Raw genomic sequence first — 26727 nt, 5'->3', positions numbered from 1 at the left:
GAGTTAACGAAAGCCAAAATGAAAATGAGCATCAAACAGTTACGCGCGTTTTTAGCGGTAGCTCACACTCTGAATTTCGCCCAGGCCAGCGAGCGGCTGAATATTTCTCAGCCGGCGCTCAGCCTGGCGATCCGTGGGCTGGAAGACGCGCTGGGCGGGCCGCTGCTGCTGCGCACCACCCGCCGGGTGACGCTGACGCCGGAGGGGGAAACCTTCTTTCCGATGGCGCGCCAACTGCTGGCGGATTGGGATAACGCGGAAGAGGCGATGCGCCAGCGCTTCACCCTGCAGATGGGCAAGGTGGCGATCGCCGCCATGCCGTCGTTCGCCGGCAACCCGCTGCCGCCGATCCTCAAGGCGTTTCGCGATCGCTACGCCGGCATCAACGTGGCGGTGCACGACGTCATCAACGAGCAGGTGTTTGAAATGATCCGCGAAGGGCGGGTAGAGATGGGCATCGCCTTCGAGCCGGAGCCGAGCGACACCCTGCACTTTACCCCGCTGTGCCGCGATCGCTTTCTGGCGGTGGTGCCGGAGGATTCGTCGCTGGCGCACAAGGCGCAGGTGAGCTGGAAGGAGCTGCTGACGCTGGATTTCATCACCCTGCAGCGGCCATCGGCGGTGCGGCTGCTGCTGGAGCAGGAGCTGGCCCGCAGCGGTCGAACGCTGGAGGTGGCGTTTGAGAGCCACCAGCTGGTGACGGTCGGGCGCATGGTGGCCAACGGCCTCGGCGCCAGCGCGGTGCCGGCGCTGTGCGAGCAACAGATGGATGAGCTGGGAGCGGTCTGCGTGCCGCTGATCGGCCCGATCATCGAACGGCGCGTGGGCCTGATCCGCCTGGCGCAGCACCAACTCTCTTCCGCCGCGCAGGCGCTGGCGACGGTAATCGAACGGGAGATGGCGGGGAGTGGCGGGCAGCCTGCGCTTAAACCGTAAACCCGACGTGCTTGCCGCCCGGCAGTTCAATGTCCAGGCGCAGCGTGCCGCCCATCGCTTCCACGTAGCCACCAACTACAGCGGCATTATTGGGCCAGACATCAAAAAACGCTATGAATGGGTATTGCGAGCTTTCCTGAAAAATCCAAAGAACCGGAACACCTTATTATGACAAGACGTTATCTCTCTTTGCTGCGCGTACTGCTACTGAACGGCTGTCAATCCACTCAGCCCTGGTACCATCCGTTGGATGTCTCGCTCAAAGACAATCAACCTTGCTTTGCCGTGCCTATCAACAGCGTTCGCAGCGGCGACAAACTGCAAAACCGGGGAGTGATCGTCTCACGACAGGAACAACAGCAATGGCATATCGTCTGGACCTCACCAGAAATCACTCCGTTGCCTGACCTGAAACCGGGACAATGCGTCACCTATCCGCAAGTAAACTGGGCAGCGGGAGAATACTCAGTCTTGCTCGGCATCTCGATGAATAACGACACGGAAAGGCGTAAATACATGAAAAAATTCAACTTAAGAATTAATCCCAAGGGAGAAATACAGCTACAGTAAGGAGACTGGGATTATTTATTCCCCCTCCACCGCCTGCACCGCCGCCTTCTGCGTGGCGCGCTGATATAAGCACAGCTCCCTGCCCGGCTGGTTTTTCATAAACGGCTGCGGGTAGCGCCCACCGATAAACAGCGCCGAATAGCCGACGTCGTCACCGTAGTGAATAATCTCCCCTTCCACCCTGGCGTTTTTTAGCCCGCTGGCTTTCAGGCAGGCGGCGCGCATCGCCCGTTCGCTCTCGGCCCACGCCTGTGGGGAAGACGCGGTGGCGTGGAACGCGGCCAGCGCGGCGATAAGCAGCCCTATTCTCTTCATCGTTATCTCTCCTTCTACGGCCCATCTCGCCAGTATAGACCGTGCCGCCCCGGCCAACCCGCCGCGCTCTTTACGGCATTTTTATTCCGCGCCCCGTTAACGTTACGGCGTTTTTACAGACAGTTTTTGCCGCCGCAGATACCCTTTTCACATCGCCGCTATGGCCTCACAAGAGAGTTGTCTCATGCATTTATCCCTGCCTCTGGCCGTGACCGGTCTTCGTTCTGGAGCGCGCCATGCATTCTAATATCATCGGCTTCAATCCTCTGCTGGCGGAGCTGCCCACATCGCCGACGCGCACCTTCCGCAAAGAGCTGGAACACTACCTGCAGCGCTATCCGGATACCGAACAGCTGGATATTTATCTGCACGATCTGAACGGCCAGCTGCGCGGCAAGCGCCTGCCGATCGCCGAAGCCTTTGGGCTGGAAAAAGGCTGCTACTTCCCGCTGTCGATCTACGCCCTGGATCTGCACGGCAGGGTGATTGAAGAAAGCGGGCTGGGGCAACGGGCGGGCGAGCCGGATCGGCTGTGCCTGCCGGTGCCCGGCACGCTGCGCCCCTGCGCGCGCGATCCCGAACGCCACGCCCAGCTGCTGCTGACGATGCAAAACGCCGACGGCGGCGCCTGCGAGCTGGAGCCGCGCGTGGTGCTGCAACGGGTGCTGAAGCGCCTGCACGAGCGCAACTGCTTCCCGGTGGTGGCGGCCGAACTGGAGTTCTACCTGCAGGATCCGCAGCGCCCCGCCGAGGCGGAAGCCTGCCCGACGCAGAGCTTCGCGGTGGATGCGCCCGAGCGCCACCATGCGCTGCTGAGCGACATCGAACGGCACGCGCGGCTGCAAAGCCTGCCGCTGACCGGCGTGGTGGCCGAAGCCGCTTCCGGCCAGTACGAGCTGAACCTGCATCACAGCCGGCGCGTGCTGGAAGCCTGCGACCAGATCATGGCGCTGAAACGCCTGACGCGGCAGATTGCCGAGCAGCATCACCAGCACGCCTGCTTTATGGCCAAGCCCTGCGCCCACGCCGCCGGCAGCGGGCTACATTTCCATATCAGCTTGCAGGACGAGCACGGCGAGAACCTGCTGACCGGCGCGCCGGGCGAACTGAGCGATAACATGCAGCAGGCGATGGCGGGCATGCTGGCGCTGATGCCGGCATCGATGGCGATCCTGGCGCCCAACATCAACGCGTTTCGCCGCTTCCGCCCCGGCATGCACGTGCCGCTGCGCGCCTCCTGGGGCCACAACAACCGCACGGTGGCGCTGCGCCTGCCCTGCGCCGACAGCGCCAACCAGCGTATCGAATACCGCCTGGCCGGCGCCGACGCCAACCCTTATCTGGCGCTGGCGGTGATGCTCGGCGGCCTGTTGCACGGGCTGGAACACCCGCTGCCGCTGCCGCCCGCCGCCAACGGCTGCGAGAGCGATAACGCCGCGCCCTTGCCGCTCGGCCAGCAGGAGGCGCTGGCGCTGTTCCGCCACAGCGATCCGCTGCGTGAGCTGCTCGGCCCGGCGTTCTGTACCCTGTGGCACACCTGCAAAAGCGCCGAGCTGCGCCGCTTCGAGGAACAGGTCACCGCCGCCGAACTCGGCTGGATGCTGTAACCGACCTCCGATTCGTTAACCTAAGGATAATCATGAACATGCAACCGCAACGGGCGTCCGTGCAGCCGCTGCTCTGCTGGCGCAAAGGCGTTTTTCATATCAGCACCGATCGGCAGTTGTTGGATATCGACGCGATCCAGCGTTTCCTCAGCCTGCAGGATCGGGCGGCGGCGGAGCGCCTGGTACACCACGGCCTGTGCTTCGGGCTATACCGCAAGCGCCACCTGCTCGGTTTCGCCCGCATGGTGACCGACTACGCCACCTTCGCCTCGGTGAGCGAACTGTTCGTCAGCGCCGAGTACCGCGGCGTCGGGCTGGGAAGCTGGCTGGCGCGCTGCTGCCTGGCGCACCCGGCTTTGCGCGGCCTGCGCGTCACGCTGCCCGCTCTGCAAGCGCCCTGGCGCGCCGATGGTTCGGCGCACGCCCTGCGCGCCCTTCACTGATAAGGAGACCCTCATGTCTCGTTTGGTGCTGATTTCCAACAAGCAGTGCGACGGCAAGGATCTGGCCTGCGCCGGCCAGACGCTGGCGGCCGACGCCGAACCGGGGCTGTGGCTCGGCTGGAACGGCGACGTGCAGAATTTCGCGCAGCGCCCGATCAGTTGCCGCCAACGTGCCGGTTATGATCAGGTGACCTTCCCGCTGTCGATCGAAGAGTTCCGCCGCCACTATCAGGGCTACTACCACGACGGCCTGTGGCCGGTGTTCCACAACCAGCCGGAGAAGGCGCACTTCACGCCGGAAAACTACCGCGCCTACCGGCAGCTGAATCGCCGTTTCGCCGATATCGCCTGCGAACACCTGTGCCCGGGCGACATCGTCTGCATCGACGATTACCAACTGCTGCCCTGCGCCCAGGCGCTGAAGGAACAAGGGCTGCTGAACGACTGCGCGTTCTTCTTCCACCTGCCGTTTCCGTCGGCGGCGCTGCTGCGGCGCATCCCGGAACATCGCCAGTTGATCGCGTCGCTGCTGTTCTACGATTTGATCGGTTTTACCACCACCGACGATCGCAACGCCTTTCTCAGCTGCCTGGCGGGCGAATTCCCGCTGGAGATGCTGCCCGACGATCAGATCCAGGCCAACGGGCATCTGTTCGCCACCGGCATTTTCCCCGCCGGCATCAACGGCAGGCAGGTTTATTGATTTACGGCGGTGCGCCCCCTTCGGGCGCGCCGTTTTATTTCGCCGTGATTTATTTTCACCGTATTTACCGCCATCAAAATAGGTTATTTTATTTTCTGAATATAGCGATTAAAAAATGAATATTCATCCTGTTACATATCAACCGTAAAAACCCTACGCCGCTAATTGCTTTTTATTAGCAAAACACATTACCCTCTCCGGGCCATATTTAAACCGAGGAGGGCCCTATGGGCGATGAAAGTTTTAGTTTTATGCTAATGCTATTGGGCACCTTTCAGTAATGCCATCCACGTTGCATTCTGAAAGATACGGAATGCGGCAACCGCTCCCCTTCTGACGGCCTTTCCCGCTCTGCCTGCCCGCCCATCGCCCCGCTGCGAAAACAACGTTTGTCTCAACCGCTGTGGCGGTATTTATCTGATGTCGCCGGGCCTATTACCCGAGCGGCGACGGATTTCTTATGGGAAAAATAAGGTATTGCGTTATGCAAAATAACCGGGGTACATCTATTTTCAGAAAGTCTTATTTAAATGACTTTATCGTTATCGCCATCGGCGTTTTCTTCATTGCCTTTTTTATTCGCGCGTGGGGCGACATGCACGGCGACTTCAATGAACAAAACGTCTCTGCCATTAGTCTCGATGCCTGGAACCTGCTTTATTATTCGCTCAGAACCAGCATGCGTTTTCTCCTCGGCATGGCCTGGTCGCTGCTGTTTTCTGTGGTGTTCGCCGTGCTGGCCGCGCGCTATGCGCCGCTGCGCCGGGTGATCCTGCCCTTCGTCAACTTTATGGAGTCGGTGCCGCTGGTGGGGTTCCTGACCTTCACGACCGTGTACTTTCTCAACCTCTACCCGCACAGCGTGATGGGGCTGGAGTGCACCGCCATCTTCGCGGTGTTTACCGGCCAGGCCTGGAACATGATGCTGACGCTGTATCAGACGCTGCGCATCGTGCCCAAGGAGCTGGATGAAGCCGCCCGCAGCTTCAATTACAACCCGTGGCAACGCTTCTGGCGGCTGGAGTTCATCTATTCGGTGCCGGGCCTGCTGTGGAACGCCATGGTGTCGCAATCCGCCGCCTGGTTCGCCCTGGTGGCCTCCGAAGCCATTCCGGTCGGCGATCGCTCGGTCGAACTGCCCGGCGTCGGCTCCTATATCGCCGAAGCGCTGGCGCAGCAGAACGTGCCGGCGATCCTGTATGCGATCGTCGCGCTGGCCGCCAACATCGTGCTGCTCGATCAGCTGGTTTTCCGCCCGCTGGTGCGTTACACCGCCCGCTTCAAATACGAAGACGTCACCGCCAATCGCCCACTCGGCAATCCGTGGTTTTACAACAGCCTGGCCTTCTCGCACGTCGGCGCGGCGCTCGGCCGCACGCTGCGCGCGCTGGCTGACCTGTGGCTGTTCAAGCTGCCGCGGCTGTGGTACGCCCTCGGCCTGCACCGCCTGTTTCGCCTCGCCGCCAAAGGCAATTGGCTGTGGCGCAGCCTGTGGTATCTCGGCGTGGTGCTGGCCTGCGTCTGGTTCGGTTACCGGCTGTGGGAATACTTCCCCAAACAGTACTTCGCCATGCTGCCGGAGTGGATGCTGCTTACCACCGCGCGCGTGGCTGCGGCCATGCTGCTCAGCGTGGCGATCTTCACGCCGCTGGGGGTGTGGATCGGCCTGAATCCACGGCTGGTGAAGATCTTCCAGCCGATCATCCAGATCCTGGCGGCCATTCCGCCCAACATTTTCTACCCGCTGATCGCCGCCTTCATCGCCATTTATCACCAGGATCTCGGCTGGTGGGCCATTCCGATGATCATGCTGGGCACCCAGTGGTACGTGTTGTTCAACGTGATCGCCGGCGTTTCCGCCATTCCAACGCAGATCACCGAGGTCAGCGAAACCTTCGGCCTGCGCCGTTTGCGCTGGTGGCGCTACTACATGCTGCCGGCGATCTTCCCCTACATCGTGACGGGCATCATCTCCGCCGCCGGCGGCGCCTGGAACAGCGCCATCGCCGCCGAGGTGATCCAGTGGGGCAGCACCACCCTCAGCGCCACCGGGCTGGGCGCGTTCATTTCCGTCGTCACCGACGCCGGCAAGAACCCGGAGTCTGCGCTGGGCTGCGCCGCCATGTGCGCGCTGGTGGCGCTGTGCATCATCTTCGTCTGGCAACCGCTGTATCGCATCGCGGAAACCAAATTCAAATATGACTGATCAAGGGGGAACAACATGCTGACTCAAGAGGTAATTATCAGCGCCCGCCGGCTGAACAAGACGTTTATCGGCGAAAACAAGCGCCCCACCCCCGTGCTGCGCGACGTGTCGCTGACCGTGCACGCCGGCGAGTTCGTCACCATTCTGGGGCAATCCGGTTCGGGTAAGTCCACGCTGCTGCGCATGCTGGCCGGGCTGATCCCGCCGGACAGCGGCACGCTCACCCTGGCGGGCAAACCGGTCTGCGGCCCGAGCGCCAACGCCGGCATGGTGTTTCAATCCTACGCGCTCTACCCCTGGCTGACGGTGTACGACAACATCGCCTTCGGGCTGCTGGCGCAACGGCTGCCGCCGCAGACGATCGCCGAGCGGCTGGGGGCGCTGCTGCGCCTGGTGGGCCTGACCGGCTATGAGCACGCCTGGCCGCGCGAGCTCTCGGGCGGCATGCGCCAGCGCGTGGGCTTCGCCCGGGCGTTGGCGGTAGAGCCCGATGTCTTGCTGCTGGACGAGCCCTTCTCCGCCCTCGATATCTTTACCGCGCAAAAACTACGCAGCGATCTGCTGGCGCTGTGGGGAGACAACCGGCTGCGCACGCGCGCCATGGTGATGGTGACCCACGACGTCGAAGAGGCGGTGCTGATGTCCGATCGGGTGCTGATCCTGGACGCGACCAGCAAACGGATCGATGACGAATTCAGCGTCAATATCCCGCGTGCGGCGCGCAACCGGGAAAGCCTGCGGCACCTCACCGATCGGATCCGCAGCTGCCTATACAAAAAAATCGCGCAAGCGCAATCGGCCGGTTAACGGCCCTGTTTTCATCCACTTGGGGAACTGAAATGAACCATAAAAGCGTGCTGATGACGCTGATCATCCTGCTGCCGGCCGCCGCCGCCGGCGCGGAAATCATCAATAAAGACGGCAATAAACTGGATCTGTACGGCCAGCTGAACGGCGTGCATTACTTCAGCAGCGACGCCGACAATAACGGCGACCGCTCCTATACCCGCTTCGGTTTCAAAGGCGAGACGCAGATCGCCGACGGGCTGACAGGGTATGGCCAATGGGAATATCAGGCGGGGCTCGATCAGCCGGAAAGCGCCGGGCCGGGCAATAGCTATACCCGGCTGGGCTTCGCCGGGCTGACGTTCGGCCACTGGGGCAGCCTGGACTACGGCCGCAACTACGGCCTGCTGTATGACGTGGCCGGCTGGACGGACGTGCTGCCTGAATTCGGCAACGACAGCTACGAAGCGGCCGACAACTTTATGACCGGCCGCGCCAACGGCCTGCTGACCTACCACAACCGCAGCCTGGGCGGCCTGGTCGACGGCCTGGATCTCGGCCTGCAATATCAGGGGAAGAATCGGGGGGACGACGCTCAAAGGGCGAAGGATATCCAGACGCAAAACGGCGATGGCTACGCCTTTTCCGCCACCTACGACACCGGCGTGGGGCTCAACGTTGGCGGCGCCTACGCCAACTCTGCGCGCACGCTGGCGCAACAGCGCTTCGGCCTGGCTGACGGCGATCGCGCCCGGGCCTGGACCCTGGGGCTGAAATACGACCAGGACAACCTCTACCTGGCGGCCAGCTACGCGCGCACTGAGAACATGACCTACGTCGACGGCGATCGCTACGCCGGCTTCGCCCCCCGCGCGGACGCCGTCGAGGCGGTCGCGCAGTATCACTTCGATTCCGGCGTCACGCCCTCGGTAGCCTACCTGCAAACGCGCGGCCGTAACCTGCCCGGCATCGGCGACGCCGATCTGGTCAAATACCTGGATCTGGCGCTGAACTACAGCTTCAACGCCAATATGTCGACCTACGTGGAGTACAAGCTCAACCTGCTGCAACGGCAGAACGCCGTCGGCGCCGGCGCCGACGACATTGTCGAAACCGGCATCATGTATCAGTTCTGACCCGATACCGGCCGCAGCGCGCGCTGCGGCCGGTTCATTATTTGTCTTGCGCCCGCCCTGTTATTCTCTCGTTTAATTCAGGTTTATATTTCCATAAAATAACGCCTATATTCATTCTCATGATTTTCGTTGACACCCCGTTTAATAAATAAAGAAAAACTTTCCCGCATTCATATTAAATTACATTTTGCCGCGATAATTCCGCCTAACCACATTGAATCACAGGCAATATCACGCGTATTATGGCCACACGAAAAATAACGGGGAAATGATATGGACGGCGACAGTTGGTTGTTTATTTTATTGTTGGAATCGCTGAGGTCACAGGAGCAATAGTCATCCCATTGCATCCTGAAAGTGTCAGGATATGCGTCAGTTACCACATCCCTTCGCTTTACCCCTTCAGCACATGGCCTGCGCGTACGCCGCTCCGGCGCGCCTGACAGGCTAATCCTTCCAGCATACGCTTATTAACAGTCCGATAACGCTCAGGCTTATTTGCGCTCGCATTTATTTTACCCCTGCGCGGCGATAACTATCGGCCATTTTTCCATGCTCATATTTTTAATTGAGTGGAGAAACATCATGATGGTAAAAAAAACCACGCTGCTGACGGTTAATAACGTCAGCAAAAGCGTTCAGCCTACCGGTAAAGAAAAACGCCTGGTGCTGAATGAAATCAACCTGCGTCTCTACGATAACGAGGTCGTCAGCATTTTGGGGCAGTCCGGCTCGGGCAAATCCACCCTGCTGCGCATACTTTCCGGCCTGATCGCGCCGGATCTGGGCACCGTGATGCTGGGGGATAAAAAAGTCTCGGGGCCGAATCCGCAGATCAACATGGTGTTCCAGACCTTCGCCATTTTCCCGTGGCTTAACGTCTATCAAAATATCGCCTTCGGGCTGCAGGCGCAGGATCTGCCGCCGCAGGTGGTCGAAACCCAGACGCTGAAAATGCTCGATCTGGTCGGTCTCGCGCCCTACCGCGACGCCTACCCGCGCGAGCTTTCCGGCGGCATGCGCCAACGGGTCGGCTTTGCGCGCGCGCTGGCGGTAGAACCGATGCTGCTGTTGCTGGACGAGCCGTTTTCCGCGCTGGACGTCTATACCGGCGAACACCTGCGCAGCGATCTGCTGCGCATCTGGAGCACGCGCCAGATCAAAACCCGCTCCATCGTGCTGGTGACCCACAGCGTAGAGGAAGCGGTGATGATGTCTGACCGCGTCCTCCTGCTGGGCGCCGGCACCCTCGACGGCTGCTATCACATCGCGCAGCGCCGCGAGACGCGCACCCGCGAGGGGATGCAGCCGCTGACGGACAAAATCAGCGAGACGCTCAGCCGGCAGATCGCCGCCTCGCACTGAGCGCCGCCCTGGCCTGGCGGGACGGGTCCCGCCAACTTAACTACCTGTTTATCAAGAGTTACCCCGCCACGGGTGGCTCATGATAAGCGGATAATACATCGAGTTATTATCATGCATTTCATTCATACACTGCTGACGCTGCTGACCGCGTCCGTCCTGGGCGCCGCCATCGGCTACGAAAGACAATTCCGCCAGCGCACCGCCGGGCTGCGCACCAATACGCTGGTGGCCACCAGCGCGGCGATCTTCGTCCACCTGGCCATGACCATCGACGGCAGCGGCGGCGCGGTGCGCGTCATCTCCTACGTGGTCTCCGGCGTCGGCTTTCTCGGCGCCGGGGCCATCATGAAAGAAGGGATGAACATCCGCGGCCTGAACACCGCCGCCACGCTCTGGGGCTCCGCGGCGGTTGGCGCCTGCGCCGGCTGCGGCCTGTACGGCGATGCGCTGGCCGCCACGCTGTTCGTGCTCGCCGCCAACACCCTGCTGCGCCCGCTGGTCAATATGGTCAACAAACAGCCCTTCAATGACGTTAACGGCGAATCCACCTACCAGATTTGCGTCATTGCCTTCGAGCATGAACAGCGTGAAGCGCTGGCCAAATTCAAACAGGTGCTGCAAGGAGAAAACTGCTTTATCTCGCATCTGGATATCGAACCCTTTGGCGACGACGACGTGGAGATCACCGCCACGCTGATGCCGGCCTCCGTCACCACGCCGGTGCTCGACCAGACCATCAATAAACTGCTGAACGACAGCATGATGAAACAGGCCTATTACAGCCGCATCGCCGGCTCCGGCTAATGCCGTTCACTTCCAGGGAGATCCACCATGAAAACCATGCCAAAACTGGCTCATCTGACGATGTTCAAAGACATCGTTCACTGCGGAAGTTTGCACGATGCCGCGAAAAAACTGGCCGTCTCGCAACCGACGCTCAGCCGGGTGCTCAAAGAGCTGGAAATGTCCATCGGCGCGCGGTTGCTGGAGCGCAGCAACCGCGGCGTGCGCCTGACGGCGGTCGGCGAGCTGTTTTACCGGCGGATAGACGCCGCCACCAATCAGTTGCTCAGCGCGTTTGACGAGCTGCGCGGCATGAGCGCCGGCGGCGAGAAGCGCCTGCGGGTGGGGATGAGCGTCGATCCGCTGCTGTGCTACCTGCCCCAGGTGCTCGAAGGCTTCAACCGCCGCTACCCGCATACCCGGGTGACGGTGGTGGAAGACGGCCCGGAAGGCCTGCTCGCCCGGCTGAGAAACTGCGAACTGGATTTGGCGGTCAGCAGCCTGAACGGCGCGGCGGGCGGCGCCGATCTGGCCATGCAGGCGCTGAAGAGCGAGCGCTTCTCGCTCTATCAAGGGGGCAACCTGACCGCCGCCGGGCAGCCGCCGGCCGAAGCCAAATGGGTGGTGCCGCGCTCCTGCTCGGTGGGGCACGCCGCCATCCGCGAGATCGCCGAGCGTTACACGCCGCACGGCCAGATCGTCGAGACCGACTCCTTTCTGGCGACCTGGTGCCTGGTCAGGCAGCAGGGCTATATCGCGCTGCTGAGCGATCGGGTGGTCGAGCACTACGCCCCGCAGCTGCACCTGCAGAAAATCCCGACGCACGAGATCGACATCAGCGCGCGCTTTTATGTCTTTACCCGCCATGAGCCGGCCACGCCGCCGCTCAGCGCCGCCTTTATCCACCTGCTGCAAACCCTGCAAACGGGTTGAACGCTCAGGCCGCCGCCCGCTGGCGCTCCAGTTCGCGCACCAGCGGGATCACTTCGCGGCCGAAGTACTCCACCTCTTCCTGGAAGTGCAGAAATGCCAGCAACAGCAGATCCACCCCGGCGTCTTTCAACGCGATGATGCGCTCGGCGATCTGCTGCGGCGTGCCGATCAGGTTGGTTTTAAACCCGTCGTTATACTGCACCAAATCTTCGAAGGTGGATTTGGCCCAGTTGCCCTCGCCTTCGGGCGAAGCCGCCCCGGCGTTTTTCACCTCGTGCCCGAAGCCCTGCACCGCCTCCGGGTTGGCGTGATCGATGATCTCCTGCAGCACCGCCTGCGCCGCCTGTTCGCTCTCGCGGGCGATGACGAAACCGTTCACCCCCACCTTCACCCGATGGTGATTGGCCTGCGCCTTGCTCTGGATGTCCTCCACCTGCCGGCGAATGCCCTCCACGCTGTTGCCGTTGGTGAAATACCAGTCCGAGACCCGCGCAGCCATGTCGCGCGCCGCACGTGAGCTGCCGCCCTGGAAAATTTCCGGCAACGGCGCCAGCGGCTTCGGCTTCAGCGAGTAGTCGCGGAAACGGTAGAAATCGCCGGCGAAGGTGAAGCTGGGCTCAGTCCAGATGCCGCGCAGGCAGCGGATAAACTCTTCCGAACGCAGGTAGCGCTCCTCATGATCCAGCCACGGCTCGCCGATGGCCTTGAACTCGCCGCGGAACCAGCCGCTGACAATGTTCACCGCGATGCGCGCGTTGGAAAGATGGCTGATGGTGGCGATCTGTTTGGCCGCCAGCGTGGGGTTCCACGGCCCCGGCAGCAGCGCAGCGATCACCTTCAGCTTCTCGGTAGAATCCAGCAGCGCCTGCGAAAACGACACCGACTCGTGCTGGTTTTCCGCGCCGTAACCGGCGGTGAAGCGGATCTGGGTAAGCGCGTAGTCGAAACCGGCGCGCTCGGCGATCTGCGCCAGCTTGCGGTTATAACCGATGTCCCAACCGGTGCGCTGCGGGATATTGCTGATCACCAGGCCGCCGGAAACGTTCGGCACCCAGTAGGCGAACTGAATCGGCTGCTGCGAGTGGTTTGCTGCTGACATGCTTCTCTCCCTCTGACCGTCGGCGCCGTTATGCGGCGCGCATATAACCATTATTGATTTCCAAATATTGAAAACCTTGTTTTGGTTATAAATCCGATAGCAGAATGCGTGCCAACCGCCGCGTTAAGGCATCTGGCTGATAAACCGAAGGTTTAAAGCCGGCGGGTTAAAGCGGGTGCTGCATTGGCAACAGCGGCTGGCGGGCGACTGTTGGTTCTGCAACAAACCGCTCACCCCGCCAATCCAACCGTTCACCCGGCGGATCTGACCGCTGAGCGAAATACGCCTGTCTTCCCCCCTTACCCCCGGCGATGATGAGCTGTTCCTAAACCCGCCTTACCTCGGGAAAGACGCTACGGCTCACCGCGCCACTCTGACATCTCTTACAAGCGGATGAGTTCATTCATATTTTGCAGACTGGAATTAAGGATACCTCATGAAACGAGAGGGGATTTTAAAGCACATTCCGTGGATGCTGCTGGGGATACTCGGCGCAGCCTGCCTCGGCGTGGTGGCGCTGCGCCGCGGCGAACACATCAGCGCGCTGTGGATCGTCGTCGCTTCGGTGGCGGTGTATCTGGTGGCCTACCGCTACTACAGCCTGTACATCGCCACCAAGGTGATGAAGCTGGACGCCGGCCGCGCCACCCCGGCGGTGGTCAACAACGACGGCCTGAACTACGTGCCGACCAACAAGAACGTGCTGTTCGGCCACCACTTCGCCGCCATCGCCGGCGCCGGGCCGCTGGTGGGGCCGGTGCTGGCCGCGCAGGTCGGCTACCTGCCCGGCACGCTGTGGCTGCTGGGCGGCGTGGTGCTGGCGGGGGCGGTGCAGGACTTTATGGTGCTGTTCATCTCCTCGCGCCGCAACGGTGCCTCGCTCGGTGAGATCATCAAAAAAGAGATGGGGCCGATACCGGGCACCATCGCGCTGTTCGGCTGCTTCCTGATCATGATCATCATCCTGGCGGTGCTGGCGCTGATCGTGGTGAAAGCGCTGGCGGAAAGCCCGTGGGGCGTGTTCACCGTCTGCTCCACCGTGCCGATCGCGCTGTTTATGGGCATCTACATGCGCTACCTGCGCCCCGGCCGCGTGGGTGAAGTGTCAATCATCGGCATCGTGCTGCTGGTGGCCGCCATCTGGTTCGGCGGCGTAGTGGCGCACGACCCGTACTGGGGCCCGGCGCTGACCTTTAAAGACACCACCATCACCTTCACGCTGATCGGCTACGCCTTTGTCTCCGCCCTGCTGCCGGTGTGGCTGATCCTGGCGCCGCGCGACTACCTGGCCACCTTCCTGAAAATCGGCGTGATCGTCGGGCTGGCGATCGGCATCGTGATCCTCAACCCTGAGCTGAAAATGCCGGCGGTCACCCAGTTCGTCGACGGCACCGGCCCGGTGTGGAAAGGTACCCTGTTCCCGTTCCTGTTCATCACCATCGCCTGCGGCGCGGTCTCCGGCTTCCACGCGCTGATCGCCTCCGGCACCACGCCGAAGCTGCTGGCCAATGAGACCGACGCGCGCTTTATCGGCTACGGCGCGATGCTGATGGAGTCCTTCGTCGCCATCATGGCGCTGGTGGCGGCTTCCATCATCGAGCCGGGCCTGTACTTCGCCATGAACACCCCGCCGGCGTCGCTGGGCATCACCATGCCGGATCTGCACCGCCTGGGCACCGAAGACGCGCCGATGATCATGGCTTCGCTGAAGGACGTGACCGTGCATGCGGCGGCGGCGGTCAGCTCCTGGGGCTTCGTCATCAGCCCGGAACAGATCCTGCAGACCGCCACCGACATCGGCGAACCTTCGGTGCTGAACCGCGCCGGCGGCGCGCCAACGCTGGCGGTGGGCATCGCCCACGTGTTCCACCAGATCATTCCGGGCGCCAATATGGGCTTCTGGTATCACTTCGGCATTCTGTTCGAGGCGCTGTTCATCCTGACCGCGCTGGACGCCGGCACCCGCTCCGGCCGCTTTATGCTGCAGGATCTGCTCGGCAACTTCGTGCCGTTCCTGAAGAAAACCGACTCGCTGGTGGCCGGCATCATCGGCACCGCCGGCTGCGTCGGGCTGTGGGGCTACCTGCTGTATCAGGGCGTGGTGGATCCGCTCGGCGGCGTGAAGAGCCTGTGGCCGCTGTTCGGCATCTCCAACCAGATGCTGGCCGCCGTGGCACTGGTGCTGGGCACCGTGGTGCTGATTAAGATGAAGCGCACCCAATACATCTGGGTGACCGTGCTGCCGGCGGTGTGGCTGCTGATTTGCACCACCTACGCGCTGGGGCTGAAGCTGTTCAGCGACAACCCGCAGTTGGAAGGCTTCTTCTTCCTGGCCGGCGAGTACAAACGCAAAATAGCCGAGGGCGGCGCCGAGCTGAGCGCCCAGCAGATCGCCAACATGAACCACATCGTGATAAACAACTACACCAACGCCGGGCTGAGCATTCTGTTCCTGCTGGTGGTGTACAGCATCATCTTCTACGGGGTGAAAACCGCGATGGCGGCGCACAAAAACCCGAAACGCACCGACCAGGAAACGCCTTACGTGCCGGTGCCGCAGGCCGCGCCCGCCGACGGCGTAACTGAGGGGGAGGTCAAAGTTTCGACCCAGCATTGATGTGATTTAACGGATACCCTGCATAATAAACGTTAAGTAGTACCCAAAGCCGCACGGCCTGCGTATCGCAAGATGCCAGGCGTGCGGCGCGATGCAATAGAGATACCCGGGGCGACCCGGAGGTGGGGCATCCCTGCGGGAACCCCATCCCCCGGCTTCCCCTAATATCAGGCTAAAGCAAGCGCTGTAGTGATGCAGGGTAAAGTTGGAGAAGGCTTATGTTCGGAAATCTCGGCCAGGCGGGGAAGTACCTCGGGCAGGCGGCGCGCATGTTGGTGGGCGTGCCTGACTACGATACCTACGTCCAGCACATGAAAGACAACCACCCGGACAAGCCGGTGATGACCTATAAAGAATTTTTCCGCGAGCGCCAGCAAGCGCGCTACGGCGGCGACGGCAAAGGCGGCATGCGCTGCTGTTAACCCGCAGTCACAAGGACCCGTATGAAACCCATTGCAGTCACCATCCTGACCGGCTTTTTGGGCGCCGGCAAAACCACCCTGCTGCGCCACATCCTGAACGCCGAACACGGCTATAAAATCGCGGTCATCGAGAACGAGTTCGGCGAAGTGCCGATCGACGATGCGCTGATCGGCGATCGTGCCAGCCGCATCACCACGTTGAGTAACGGCTGCATCTGCTGCAGCAAGTCCAACGAACTGGCGGACGCGCTGCTGGATCTGCTGGACGGCGTCGACAGCGGCCAGCTGGCGTTCGACCGGCTGATCATCGAATGCACCGGCATGGCCGATCCCGGCCCGATTACCCAGACCTTTTTCTCGCACGAGATCCTGTGCGAGCGCTTCCTGCTGGACGGCATCATCACCCTGGTGGACGCGGCGCACGCCGAGCAGCAGCTGAGCCAGTTCAGCATCGCCCAGGCGCAGGTGGGCTACGCCGACCGCCTCCTGCTGACCAAAACCGACGTGGCGCCGGACTGCGAGGCGCTGATCCAGCGGCTGCAGCGGATGAACGCCCGCGCGCCGGTGTATAAGGTGACTCACGGCGATATCGATCTGAGCGTGCTGTTCGACATCGAAGGCTTTACGCTGAACGACAAACTGAACCTGACGCCGCCGGCCCCGCTGTTCCGCCGCATCCCGCAGCCGCAGAGCGGCATCCGCTCAATTGTCGTGACGCTGGAGCGCCCGCTGCCGCTGATGCAAATCTCCGACGTGATGGAAGGCCTGCTGCTGGAATACGCCGACAACCTGCTGCGCTACAAAGGCATACTGTCCATCGAAGACGAGCCGCGCCGCCTGCTGTTCCAGGGCGTACAGCGGCTGTATAACGCCGACTGGGATCGGGAGTGGCTGCCGGAGGAAGAGCGCAAGAGTACGCTGGTGTTTATCGGCGTGGCTCTGCCGGAGGAGGAGATTCGGGGAAGGATTGGTGGGTTGGGGTAAGGGCGAAAAACCGCGTCCATGGGGCACGCTGACGCATCGCAACGCGCTGCGCTTTAGCGACATCGCCGTGTTGGCATGCTAAAATATGACCAATAATGGAGGATGCCCCATGACCCAAAGAGCCATCGTTAGTGTTGCCAGCTATGTTCATCAACTGGCTAAAGACCATGAAATTACACATTCCCGCGACGGCATGAGCCGTATGGCGGTGGCCATTACCGGCCTGGCTGACGACGCTGTCGAATTGGATGAAGTGGAACAATTACTGGTTAACCTTAAACGAAAAGGTATCCTGACCAAATCTGAAATTCTCAGCCTTCAGGGGCGTTATTTCCGCGAACAGAGGGCCGTTCGCAAGAAATTCAAAGCATGATGTTTGATCCTTTCGGCGATTTTGATGCCAACGGCTATTTGCAAAATAGCCTGAAGCTTAAAGATCCCGATGAAATAAAAAAGGCAGAACATCTTTCATTCGAATTAAGCATCGAAGACGCCCTCAGCTACCTCGCCCAAACGCAGCGCATAGGCTACCCGTCTATTCTGAAAGTTCACGAAATCCTGTTCTCTGGCTTCTATCCTTGGGCGGGAAAGGACAGAAACACGCTGGTCCCCCATCTTGCCGTCTTCAAAGGCTCAAAGAACGAACCGCGCCATACGGTCTTCGAACGTCCTGATTCTATCCGCAGGGCCGTTGATTATGCGCTGCGGCTTGCAGCAGACGAACAACGCTTCAGGGAACGGCCAGGGGAAGTCATGGGATTATTGGCTTTCGCGCATCCCTTTCTGGACGGCAACGGCCGCACGATTTTGTTAGTTTTCATGGAGCTCAGCTTCCGTGCCGGGTTCAGCATTAATTGGGCAGAAACGAATAAGCATGACTACCTTCAGGCCTTGACTGACGAGATAAACGCCCCCGCTCAGAGACATCTCGACCAATATCTGCAACCTTTTGTCATCAACATAGCCAGCCGCGATGATTGGCCAACCATCATCGGTGGAATAAAAGGCCTGGATGGTTTAGATAAAGAAAATATCTCCTACGGCAGCATGGACGATCCCGAAGTACAGAAAATTTATATGACTTACCGTGGCGAACAGTAAGCCAACCCTACCGTTTTACCCCTTTTGAAAATGCGGCCCCGCCGCTACCGACTCGCGCTCGATCAGGCTGGCCGGGAAGCTGGGGCGCTTGCTCAGCTCGCCGCCGTCCAGCATCGACAGCAGGCGGTTGATGGTCTCCTGGATCATCTCGGTGACCGGCATCTTCATGCTCGACAGCGACGGCACGGTATAGGGCGCCAGCGGGATGTCGTCGAAGCCGATGACTGATACCGCCTCCGGCACCGCCACGCCGCGCTCCGCCAGCCGCTTCATCGCGCCGATGGCCATTTCGTCGTTGCCGGCGACGATGGCGCTGAACGGCTGCCCGCCGGCCAGCAGCGCATCGACCGCCGCCACGCCGCTTTGCGCGTGCCATTTCCCTTCGACGATCAACGCCTCGTTAACCGCAATGCCCTGCTGCGCCAGCGCGGACTTGTAGCCGGAAAGCCGCTCCAGCCCGGTGGGGGAATCGAGCGAGCCGGTGATAAAGGCAATGTCGCGATGGCCGCGCGCGATCAGGTGCGCCACCGCCGCCGCGCCGGCGGCGTGCTGATCGCTGAAGATGCAGTAGCTGTCGTTCAGCCGCAGCCGCCGGTTGATCACCAGAATCGGCTGGCGGTGTTGGGAGACGATCTCGTCCATTTCCGCGATCGACAGAAAACGCGGATAGATGATCACCCCGTCGCAGCGCAGATCCAGCAAAAACTGAATGGCGGCACGCTCCTCTTCGGCGGTGTGCTTGCCGTCCGCCAGGATCAGTTGGCGGCCGTTCGCCTCCATGATGCGCGCCGACTGCGCCATCAGTTCGCTGAAATAGTTGCCGCTGTAGAGGGTATTGGTGACCACCAGGCCGAGGGTTTGGGTGGTATTGGTCGCCAGGCTGCGCGCCAGCAGGTTGGGCCGATAGCCGGTTTCCGCGATGGCTTTATCCACCAATGCGCGTTTCTCCTCGCTGACATAGCCGCTGCCGGACAAAACGCGCGACACCGTCGCCTTTGAAACGCCGGCCTTTTTCGCCACCTCGAGTATCGTTGCCATCTGTGCGCCGCCAAAATCCATGGGTTCAGCGCAGTCTACCCAAGACGCCCGGCGTTTGGAACGCTTTCGCGCCCCTGCGCGCCTGTGCGCACTGACCTCTGACGATCCAGATCACGAAAACGCAACGCCAAAAATCATAGTTCTTGCCAACTACAAAACACCAATACATGATTTTGTGAAACCGGTTTCTTATGGGCGTTTCATACGGATGGAACGACGGATCGCCCAGGCAGTAAATATTCGCCTTTGGGCTACCCGAATTGCTATCTGAGAGACGACACGCCATGCCGAAGAACTACGCAGAGATCTCGCACGCCATCGTGGCCGCCCTGGGCGGCGCGGGCAATATCGAGGCCGTGACCCACTGCATGACCCGCCTGAGATTCGTGGTGAAAGACAAAGCGCGGATCGACACGCCGGCGCTGAAGGCCATCGACGGCGTGCTGGGCGTGGTGCACAGCGGCGAGCAGTGCCAGGTGATCATCGGCAACGAGGTGGCCAAGGCCTATCAGGCGGTGCTGGCGCTCGGCATGCCGGGCGCGGCGGCCCCCGCCGCCCCGGTGAAACGCAAGCTCACCCTGAAGGGCATCGGCGCCGGCATTCTCGACGCGCTGGTGGGCACCATGTCGCCCCTGATCCCCGCCATCATCGGCGGCTCGATGGTGAAGCTGCTAGCGATGATCCTGGATATGGCCGGCGTATTCGAGAAAGGCTCCTCGACCCTCGTCATCCTCAATGTGATCGGCGACGGCGCGTTCTTCTTCCTGCCGGTGATGGTCGCCGCCTCGGCGGCGCTGAAGTTCAAAACCAACATGTCATTGGCGATCGCCATCGCCGGGGTGCTGGTGCATCCCAACTTTATCGATCTGATGGCCAAGGCGGCGCAGGGCCAGGCGGTGGAATTCGCCTTCATCCCGGTGACTGCGGTGAAATACACCTACACGGTGATCCCGGCGCTGGTGATGACCTGGATCCTGTCGCACATCGAACGCGGGGTGGATCGCATCACCCCGGCGGTGACCAAGAACTTCCTCAAGCCGATGCTGATCGTGCTGATCGCCGCGCCGATCGCCATTCTGCTTATCGGCCCGCTCGGCATCTGGATCGGCAGCGGCATCTCTGCGCTGGTCTACACCGTGCACGGCTACCTGGGCTGGCTTTCCGTGGCCATCATGGGGGCGATTTGGCCGCTGCTGGTGATCACCGGCATGCACCGGGTATTCACCCCGACCATCATCCAGACCATCGCCGAGACCGGCAAAGAGGGCATGGTGATGCCTTCGGAGATCGGCGCCAACCTGTCGCTGGGCGGCGCTTCGCTGGCGGTGGCGCTGAAAACCAAGAACCGCGAACTGCGCCAGACCGCGCTGGCCGCCGCGGCCTCCGCCATCGTGGCGGGGATTTCCGAACCGGCGCTGTACGGCGTGGCGGTGCGCCTGAAGCGGCCGCTGGTCGCCAGCCTGATCAGCGGCTTCGTCTGTGGCGCGGTCGCCGGCATCGGCGGGCTGGCCAGCCATTCGATGGCCTCGCCCGGGCTGTTCACCAGCGTGCAGTTCTTCGATCCGGCCAACCCGATGAGCATCGTGTGGGTGGTGGCGGTGATGGCGCTCTCGGTGGTGCTGTCGTTCGCGCTCACGCTGATGCTGGGCTTCGAGGATCTGCCGGAAAACGCCGCCGCGCCCGGCCAAACCGCACCGGCGGCGAACGCCGCCAGCGCAACGCATTGAGACACTAGAGGATTGCATGTCCGATTCAACATTCCCTAAAGGATTTTTATGGGGCGGCGCTTTGGCCGCCAACCAGGCGGAAGGCGGCTATCGCGAGGGCGGCAAAGGGCTGACTACCGTCGATATGATCCCGCACGGCCCGCACCGCATGGCGGTCAAATTCGGGCTGGAGAAGCGCTTTAGCCTGCGCGACGACGAGTTTTACCCCAGCCACGACGCCATCGATTTCTACCACCGCTACCGCGACGACATCGCGCTGATGGCGGAGATGGGCTTTACCGTGTTCCGCACCTCCATCGCCTGGAGTCGGATTTACCCCAACGGCGACGAGCTGACGCCCAACCCCGAAGGCATCGCCTTCTACCGCAGCCTGTTCGAAGAATGCCGCCAATACGGCATCGAGCCGCTGGTGACCCTGTGCCACTTCGACGTGCCGATGCACCTGGTGACCGAATACGGCTCCTGGCGCAGCCGCAGGATGGTGGAGTTCTTCACCCGCTACGCCCGCACCTGCTTCGAAGCCTTCGACGGGCTGGTGAAATACTGGCTCACCTTCAACGAGATCAACATCCTGCTGCACAGCCCGTTCTCCGGCGCGGGGCTGGTGTTTGAAGCGGACGAAAACCCCGAACAGGTGAAATACCAGGCCGCGCACCACGAACTGGTGGCCAGCGCGCTGGCGACGCGCATCGCCCACGAAGTGAACCCCGCCAACCAGGTGGGCTGCATGCTGGCCGGCGGCAACTTCTACCCGTGGTCCAGCAAGCCGGAAGACGTGTGGGCCGCGCTGGAGAAAGACCGCGAGAACCTGTTCTTTATCGACGTGCAGGCGCGCGGCGCTTACCCCTCCTACGCTGCCCGCGTCTTCCGCGAGAAAGGCGTCAGCATCGTCATGGAACCGGAAGACGCCGACATCCTGAAGCACACCGTCGACTTCGTCTCCTTCAGCTACTACGCCTCGCGCTGCGCCTCCGCCGACATGAACGACAACAACAGCAGCGCCGCCAACGTGGTGAAATCGCTGGCGAACCCGCACCTGCCGCGCAGCGACTGGGGCTGGGGCATCGATCCGCTGGGGCTGCGCATCACCATGAACATGATGTACGACCGCTACCAAAAGCCGCTGTTCCTGGTGGAAAACGGCCTGGGCGCACACGACGAGTTCAATGCAGCAGGCGAGATTGAGGACGACTACCGCATCAGCTACCTGCGCGAACACATCCGCGCCATGGCCGACGCCATCGCCGACGGCGTGCCGGTGCTGGGTTACACCACCTGGGGCTGCATCGACCTGGTGGCCGCCTCGACCGGCGAAATGAGCAAGCGCTACGGCTTTGTCTACGTCGACCGCGACGACCAGGGCAACGGCACCCTCGCCCGCACCCGCAAGAAATCGTTCTGGTGGTATAAGAAAGTGATCGCCAGCAATGGGGGGGATTTGGGGTAATGGGGAAGTTCTAACCAAGAACGAATGGAGCTTGTGGCCTGACTACATATCCCCACTGCAAACATAGTCAGGCCAACTGAGAGTCTGAACACCGCTGTTGATAAACTCTGGCAACCAACTTAAGGAATCACCATCTTTCTTTCTAAGACCGCACTCCCAGATTTCGAAGACTCGCCATCCAGCGTCAAGCAGTTGCATCTTGACGCGAATATCGCGTTGTTTATTCGATGCAAGTTTTTTAGTCCAAAACTCTGTGCGAGTAGCCGGAGTCGTAGCATAACGACATCCTTCATGGCGATGCCAAAAACAGCCATGCACAAAGATGCACAATTTGTGCTTGGGAAGAACCAGATCGGGTTTTCCGGGTAAATCTGCAACGTGCAGTCTGAATCGAAAAGCTTTCGCATGTAAGTACTTACGTACGAAAATTTCCGGCCGCGTATTCTTGTTTTTGATGCCTGACATCATTCTAGAGCGTGTTTTTTGGTCGACGACATCCATGATTACTTCCCGTTTGCGCCTCTTCCTGGTATCCTGGTTACCTTATTAAAACTACAAAAAGAACTCATGAGTACAACTTCATTACCGATTCCAATAGTAGATCTTTTTGCCGGACCTGGTGGCTTGGGTGAAGGCTTCTCTTCGTTGAAAAACGGGACCGCGTTCCAGATCGCAGTTTCAGCTGAAAAGGATCCTATTGCTCACCAAACTCTCCGTCTCCGAGCCTTCTATCGATTACTCTGTAGTAGTAGACCAAGCAAACTGGGTGATTACTATCGCTTTTGCAATGGCCAAGCCGAAAAACCATACAGCTGTGAAACAGAAGATCTTTGGCATAAAGCCGGTAAAGAAGCTATGTGCATAGAAATTGGCAGCGTTGATGGAAATGCTACTCTTGATGCTTCAATTAAAGCAGCATTAGATAAACGCCCCACTGAAGAACCCTGGGTGTTAATTGGTGGGCCGCCTTGCCAAGCGTATTCACTGGTAGGTAGAGCCAGAAACAAAGGTAACGCTGATTACAAGGCAGAAGATGATCATCGCCATTTTCTCTATCGTGAATACTTGAGGATCATACAAAACTATCAACCGGATATTTTTGTCATGGAGAATGTTAAAGGAATTCTCTCGTCGACCATAAATGGCAAAAAAATATTCCATGAAATCCTGAAAGACCTCGCCAATCCAAATGCTGCCTTGAGTGCAGAGAAAAAAGGTCAGCGCTATCACATAGTGTCACTCGTCAGCGATCAAGTGTTTAGTGATGGTGATGATCCGAGTCAGCTGGATCTAACGAAATATATCATTCGTGCCGAAGACTTTGGCATACCTCAGGCTCGCCATAGAGTCATTTTGTTAGGGGTAAGGGAAGATCGCTATCAAGACAAGTTGCCCAAGTTGTCCTGCCAAAACTCAGTATCCGTCAAAGATGCTATTGGGGGTCTCCCTGCCTTGAGAAGTTTGTTAAGCAAAGAGAGGGACTCCAATGCGTTGTGGGAAGAGCGGGTTGGCAAGGAACTGCAAACACTGGCAGAAGCTGCATTAACATCTGATGATACCGTGAAAATTTTAGCTCCTTATCTGCAAAAAACCTCAGCCAGTATCGGCTGCGTCTTGACTACAGGAAGTATAAGGCTGCCTAAAAAAACCGGTTCTTCTGGACAAACTGGACACGACTACCTAGATAAATGGTTATTAGACCCTCACCTGAATGTGTGGCTTAACCATGAAACTCGTGGCCATCGCATAGACGATTTGGGTCGTTACGGTTATGCCGCAACTTTCGCGTCTATCTACAACCGATCGCCCAAGGGACATAAGGAATTTAATTTGCCACGACTAGCCCCTGCCCATAAGAACTGGGAGTCAGGCAAGTTTTCGGACCGATTTAGAGTACAAATCAAAGATAATCCTTCGACAACGATTACCAGCCACATTTCCAAGGATGGACACTATTTCATCCATTATGACCCGGTACAATGCAGAAGTTTGACTGTGCGAGAAGCTGCTCGGCTACAGACTTTCCCAGACAACTACTTTTTCCAGGGTGGTCGTACCCAACAGTACCACCAGGTTGGGAATGCCGTACCACCACTACTAGCAAATAAAATAGCCAAAATAGTTTCTGAAATTCTGAACAACTGAATATTATATAGATGATAATGTAAATGTTATAGATCCAAACGCTGGCTCTATAACATTTTTTCAACCATCTCGGCTCCACCAACGGAAAAGATATCAATCAAAATAATTTAGATTAAAATAATTACCATTGCAATGATGACCTCTATAACTCCCCTCTCGCTGTAGAGTTATAATCAAGTCCCCATGTTTGTATAGATTTTTTAACACTCAAAATGGGTATTAAAACGGTTATATCTTATACACAGATAAACCGTACCTCTTATTCATAAAAAGCCTAAAATTGATTTTCTTCAACCAATTGGTAACATAAAGTGTAAGGTTTACCATTTCTAACCCATATGAATGAAGGTATTATAGAGCAACAATTCATGGTTTTAGTTTGGATTTCGCCTCTAGTCCATTTTGGTGTGACTTGCCAGTTTATACCGTATTTTTAAACTAAAACCTCTTTTGGGCCCCTCACCGAATCTCCATAAGGAAACAGGTAACATGCAGGAACAACGACACCCCAGAACAAACGGAAATGTTGCCAGAATGAACCGGTATCTACCTTTTTCGGTTTCACATGAGCAGATATACGAGGAATATCAAACAGATGAAGATTCTCTATCGTTAGATACCGAGGCCCTAAAATATATTCTTTCAGCACTACATGCAGGAGCTCGGTGTATCGTACTTACAGGTGATGCCGGCCATGGAAAAACACATTTATGCCGTAAGTTACTCAGTAATTACTTGGGCTACGGGGCTGCAGAAAGCAGGAAACTGCTACTAACTCAGTGTGATGGGAGGTCTATCATTCCCCCTATTGAGCCCAGTACCCAAACCGCTCTAAGGATTCACAAAGACTTCTCGGAGATAGACCCTGACAGTGCGGCAAAATTCCTAGAAAAGTACGGTAACTCTCAGGGAGAGTCTCTAGTGCTTTGTGCAAATGAAGGTCGGCTACGTGCTATTATTAGCTCACAATCAGCTGACAAGGTTTGCGTCGAACTCAGGCACCTCTTTAAACAAACCTTTGAGACTGGCCTCTCATCCACTGATAACCATCTACACATCGTCAATCTTAATTTCCAGTCAATTGCTGCCCATAAACTCAATGGCTCCGAAAGTTTAGTGAGAAGAACCTTGGGGCACTGGATCGGAGATGGCAGACGCTGGACATCCAGCTGTAATTCCTGCTCTTTAGAACTTACCTGCCCAATCCGTAAAAACAGGGAACTGCTAGGAGATGATGGCACAAACTCTCATATCCGCATTAATAAATTAGAGAGATTCTTCTCAACAGTCGAACGATTGGGACATGTTATAACCATCCGTGAAATGTTGATGCTGATCGCCTATATCGTTACAGGCGGACTAACTTGTGAGGATGTTAGGAGAAAAAATAGCCGATCACCGGAACTAGGATGGCAAAGTGAGTATGCGTTCTATAACCTACTTTTTTGTCGCCCTACAGAAATTCCAGAAGATAGACTTTTCAGAGGAATCCCCATCCTAGAGGACATTTCTAAATTGGATCCAGGTAAAATTGCACGACGTTCGGTCGATGAAAAATTACTGAATGGAGAAGAAGTTTATCCAACGGGTCAATTAGACTTATTGTACAGTATCACTATTGGTAACAATAAAAAGATTATCGATGCCGCAAATGGAATAGATGAAGTAATCGGCACGCCACAAAGCCGAACCGACCTGTCAAGAGAGGCTGAATATATAAAACGGGTCGTTGCCGGTCTTAGAAGACGCTCATTTTTTGATGGCAATAATGATACTAAGGATATGCTTTCACGATTAGGCTTCAAGTATGGAGACGATTTTCTAGAAATGCTCGAAGGTGAGATGAAACCACAAGCAAAACTTAGGATGAAAAATCTTGTAGTTGCAGGATTACATGGTATTCAAGGGCTTCGCCTCTCATCGACAGCAACAACATTATTTTTAGTTGACCCTGCCTTCGGAAGAGCAAGTGCAGATGCTGCAATCATTGCCCGCCAGATTCCCATTCGAGATATTAGTTTACTCTCGGAAAAAGCCGCATGGGGTAGCCAAGAAACGAAATGGTTACTTACAGATTCTGTTGATTGGTTGGATAGAAGAATAGTTATCCGTATAGATGATAAAACCGAAGAACCACTTAATATTGCCCTCGACTTGATGGCATTCGAGTGTGTTATTCGTTCAGCATCAGGTTTCATCTCCGAAGGTTTCTATGCCCACCAGATGAAGAGAATTAGAGCTTTTCTAGGAAAACTGGCAGAACGAGGCCGCACCGGCAGCGCACAAATATCCTTATTTATGAATGGGAAAGTCAGCACTGTATCCCTAGATATGGGCGTCATCCAAGTGAGCGGAGGAGCTTAA

At 58.4% G+C, this 26727-nt stretch carries 25 protein-coding genes; 21 read left to right on the top strand and 4 right to left on the bottom strand.

Annotated features, from left to right (window positions below):
- Nucleotides 1–18: 18 nt before the first annotated feature.
- The 3 genes from ACSJLU_RS02675 to ACSJLU_RS02665 are packed head-to-tail and all read left to right on the top strand — an operon-like array spanning nucleotide 19 to nucleotide 1506.
- Entirely contained in the window at nucleotides 19–936 is a 918-nt protein-coding gene (locus tag ACSJLU_RS02675) for a LysR family transcriptional regulator (RefSeq protein WP_049294778.1), read from the top strand.
- The gene (locus tag ACSJLU_RS02670; RefSeq protein WP_193389596.1) at nucleotides 908–1108 is read left to right on the top strand and encodes a hypothetical protein; all 201 of its coding nucleotides are present in this window, start codon (nucleotides 908–910) and stop codon (nucleotides 1106–1108) included. Before ACSJLU_RS02675 ends, ACSJLU_RS02670 begins: the two co-directional genes overlap by 29 nt.
- Complete coding sequence (locus ACSJLU_RS02665; RefSeq protein ID WP_380827817.1) at nucleotides 1105–1506, top strand: putative T6SS immunity periplasmic lipoprotein; 402 nt, start codon at nucleotides 1105–1107, stop codon at nucleotides 1504–1506. The genes ACSJLU_RS02670 and ACSJLU_RS02665 overlap by 4 nt, the downstream gene beginning before the upstream one ends.
- A gap of 15 nt (nucleotides 1507–1521) precedes the next feature.
- Here the strand turns inward: ACSJLU_RS02665 and ACSJLU_RS02660 are convergent, their stop codons facing one another.
- Nucleotides 1522–1821, bottom strand: a complete 300-nt coding sequence (locus ACSJLU_RS02660; RefSeq protein WP_033651399.1) for a hypothetical protein — start codon at nucleotides 1819–1821, stop codon at nucleotides 1522–1524.
- Between the two features lie 236 nt (nucleotides 1822–2057).
- Between ACSJLU_RS02660 and ACSJLU_RS02655 the strand changes: the two genes are divergently transcribed.
- The 9 genes from ACSJLU_RS02655 to ACSJLU_RS02615 all read left to right on the top strand — a co-directional run bounded on the left by ACSJLU_RS02655 (nucleotide 2058) and on the right by ACSJLU_RS02615 (nucleotide 11783).
- Nucleotides 2058–3428 (top strand): glutamine synthetase family protein, encoded by a 1371-nt coding sequence (locus ACSJLU_RS02655; protein WP_342100152.1) that lies wholly within the window; start codon nucleotides 2058–2060, stop codon nucleotides 3426–3428.
- Between the two features lie 32 nt (nucleotides 3429–3460).
- Nucleotides 3461–3871, top strand: coding sequence for a GNAT family N-acetyltransferase (locus tag ACSJLU_RS02650; RefSeq protein WP_025305143.1), 411 nt, complete (start codon nucleotides 3461–3463; stop codon nucleotides 3869–3871).
- A 13-nt stretch (nucleotides 3872–3884) separates the two neighbouring features.
- On the top strand, nucleotides 3885–4574 hold the full coding sequence (locus tag ACSJLU_RS02645; RefSeq protein WP_089181630.1) for a trehalose-6-phosphate synthase: 690 nt from the start codon (nucleotides 3885–3887) through the stop codon (nucleotides 4572–4574).
- 484 nt (nucleotides 4575–5058) lie between these two features.
- Entirely contained in the window at nucleotides 5059–6780 is a 1722-nt protein-coding gene (locus ACSJLU_RS02640) for an ABC transporter permease (protein WP_380827810.1), read from the top strand.
- Nucleotides 6781–6795: 15 nt separating this feature from the next.
- Entirely contained in the window at nucleotides 6796–7587 is a 792-nt protein-coding gene (locus ACSJLU_RS02635; protein WP_380827807.1) for an ABC transporter ATP-binding protein, read from the top strand.
- A 32-nt stretch (nucleotides 7588–7619) separates the two neighbouring features.
- The gene (locus ACSJLU_RS02630; RefSeq protein ID WP_149569905.1) at nucleotides 7620–8702 is read left to right on the top strand and encodes a porin; all 1083 of its coding nucleotides are present in this window, start codon (nucleotides 7620–7622) and stop codon (nucleotides 8700–8702) included.
- A 585-nt stretch (nucleotides 8703–9287) separates the two neighbouring features.
- A complete protein-coding gene (locus ACSJLU_RS02625) occupies nucleotides 9288–10067 on the top strand; it encodes an ABC transporter ATP-binding protein (RefSeq protein ID WP_149569906.1) in 780 nt (259 codons plus the stop codon).
- 111 nt (nucleotides 10068–10178) lie between these two features.
- Nucleotides 10179–10871: an MgtC/SapB family protein gene (locus ACSJLU_RS02620; protein WP_019453282.1), complete on the top strand. Its 693-nt coding sequence runs from the start codon at nucleotides 10179–10181 to the stop codon at nucleotides 10869–10871.
- Between the two features lie 27 nt (nucleotides 10872–10898).
- The gene (locus ACSJLU_RS02615) at nucleotides 10899–11783 is read left to right on the top strand and encodes a LysR family transcriptional regulator (RefSeq protein WP_380827802.1); all 885 of its coding nucleotides are present in this window, start codon (nucleotides 10899–10901) and stop codon (nucleotides 11781–11783) included.
- Nucleotides 11784–11787: 4 nt separating this feature from the next.
- Here the strand turns inward: ACSJLU_RS02615 and sfnG are convergent, their stop codons facing one another.
- Nucleotides 11788–12882 carry a dimethylsulfone monooxygenase SfnG gene (sfnG, locus tag ACSJLU_RS02610; protein ID WP_044029803.1) on the bottom strand — a complete coding sequence of 365 codons (1095 nt, stop codon included), beginning with the start codon at nucleotides 12880–12882 and terminating at the stop codon, nucleotides 11788–11790.
- A 436-nt stretch (nucleotides 12883–13318) separates the two neighbouring features.
- Between sfnG and ACSJLU_RS02605 the strand changes: the two genes are divergently transcribed.
- The 5 genes from ACSJLU_RS02605 to ACSJLU_RS02585 all read left to right on the top strand — a co-directional run bounded on the left by ACSJLU_RS02605 (nucleotide 13319) and on the right by ACSJLU_RS02585 (nucleotide 18006).
- Complete coding sequence (locus ACSJLU_RS02605) at nucleotides 13319–15499, top strand: carbon starvation CstA family protein (RefSeq protein ID WP_380827798.1); 2181 nt, start codon at nucleotides 13319–13321, stop codon at nucleotides 15497–15499.
- 218 nt (nucleotides 15500–15717) lie between these two features.
- A complete protein-coding gene (locus ACSJLU_RS02600) occupies nucleotides 15718–15921 on the top strand; it encodes a YbdD/YjiX family protein (protein ID WP_004953088.1) in 204 nt (67 codons plus the stop codon).
- Nucleotides 15922–15942: 21 nt separating this feature from the next.
- Nucleotides 15943–16905 carry a GTPase gene (yjiA, locus tag ACSJLU_RS02595; RefSeq protein ID WP_380827795.1) on the top strand — a complete coding sequence of 321 codons (963 nt, stop codon included), beginning with the start codon at nucleotides 15943–15945 and terminating at the stop codon, nucleotides 16903–16905.
- Nucleotides 16906–17014: 109 nt separating this feature from the next.
- Nucleotides 17015–17278: a hypothetical protein gene (locus ACSJLU_RS02590; protein WP_049207761.1), complete on the top strand. Its 264-nt coding sequence runs from the start codon at nucleotides 17015–17017 to the stop codon at nucleotides 17276–17278.
- Nucleotides 17275–18006, top strand: a complete 732-nt coding sequence (locus ACSJLU_RS02585; protein WP_342096393.1) for a Fic/DOC family protein — start codon at nucleotides 17275–17277, stop codon at nucleotides 18004–18006. Before ACSJLU_RS02590 ends, ACSJLU_RS02585 begins: the two co-directional genes overlap by 4 nt.
- A gap of 15 nt (nucleotides 18007–18021) precedes the next feature.
- On the opposite strand, the gene ACSJLU_RS02580 is transcribed toward ACSJLU_RS02585, so the two are convergent.
- Entirely contained in the window at nucleotides 18022–19044 is a 1023-nt protein-coding gene (locus tag ACSJLU_RS02580; protein WP_265261805.1) for a LacI family DNA-binding transcriptional regulator, read from the bottom strand.
- Between the two features lie 284 nt (nucleotides 19045–19328).
- Here ACSJLU_RS02580 and ascF point away from each other — a divergent pair, with 284 nt between their 5' ends.
- Both ascF and ACSJLU_RS02570 read left to right on the top strand, forming a co-directional pair.
- Entirely contained in the window at nucleotides 19329–20771 is a 1443-nt protein-coding gene (ascF, locus tag ACSJLU_RS02575; RefSeq protein WP_048795352.1) for a PTS cellobiose/arbutin/salicin transporter subunit IIBC, read from the top strand.
- Nucleotides 20772–20787: 16 nt separating this feature from the next.
- Complete coding sequence (locus ACSJLU_RS02570) at nucleotides 20788–22218, top strand: 6-phospho-beta-glucosidase (protein ID WP_149569913.1); 1431 nt, start codon at nucleotides 20788–20790, stop codon at nucleotides 22216–22218.
- A gap of 42 nt (nucleotides 22219–22260) precedes the next feature.
- Here ACSJLU_RS02570 and ACSJLU_RS02565 read toward each other — a convergent pair whose 3' ends face one another.
- The gene (locus ACSJLU_RS02565; RefSeq protein WP_342096392.1) at nucleotides 22261–22719 is read right to left on the bottom strand and encodes a very short patch repair endonuclease; all 459 of its coding nucleotides are present in this window, start codon (nucleotides 22717–22719) and stop codon (nucleotides 22261–22263) included.
- On the opposite strand from ACSJLU_RS02565, the gene ACSJLU_RS02560 reads away from it, so the two are divergent.
- Both ACSJLU_RS02560 and ACSJLU_RS02555 read left to right on the top strand, forming a co-directional pair.
- Entirely contained in the window at nucleotides 22702–24363 is a 1662-nt protein-coding gene (locus ACSJLU_RS02560; RefSeq protein ID WP_342096391.1) for a DNA cytosine methyltransferase, read from the top strand. The genes ACSJLU_RS02565 and ACSJLU_RS02560 overlap by 18 nt on opposite strands.
- A 489-nt stretch (nucleotides 24364–24852) precedes the next feature.
- Nucleotides 24853–26727: a hypothetical protein gene (locus tag ACSJLU_RS02555; RefSeq protein WP_342096390.1), complete on the top strand. Its 1875-nt coding sequence runs from the start codon at nucleotides 24853–24855 to the stop codon at nucleotides 26725–26727.

It is taken from the genome of Serratia bockelmannii (assembly GCF_051803255.1).
Classification (GTDB): Bacteria; Pseudomonadota; Gammaproteobacteria; order Enterobacterales; family Enterobacteriaceae; genus Serratia; species Serratia bockelmannii.
Note: the sequence above shows the minus strand (reverse complement) of the source record. Positions and strands in the feature narration are given on the sequence as shown.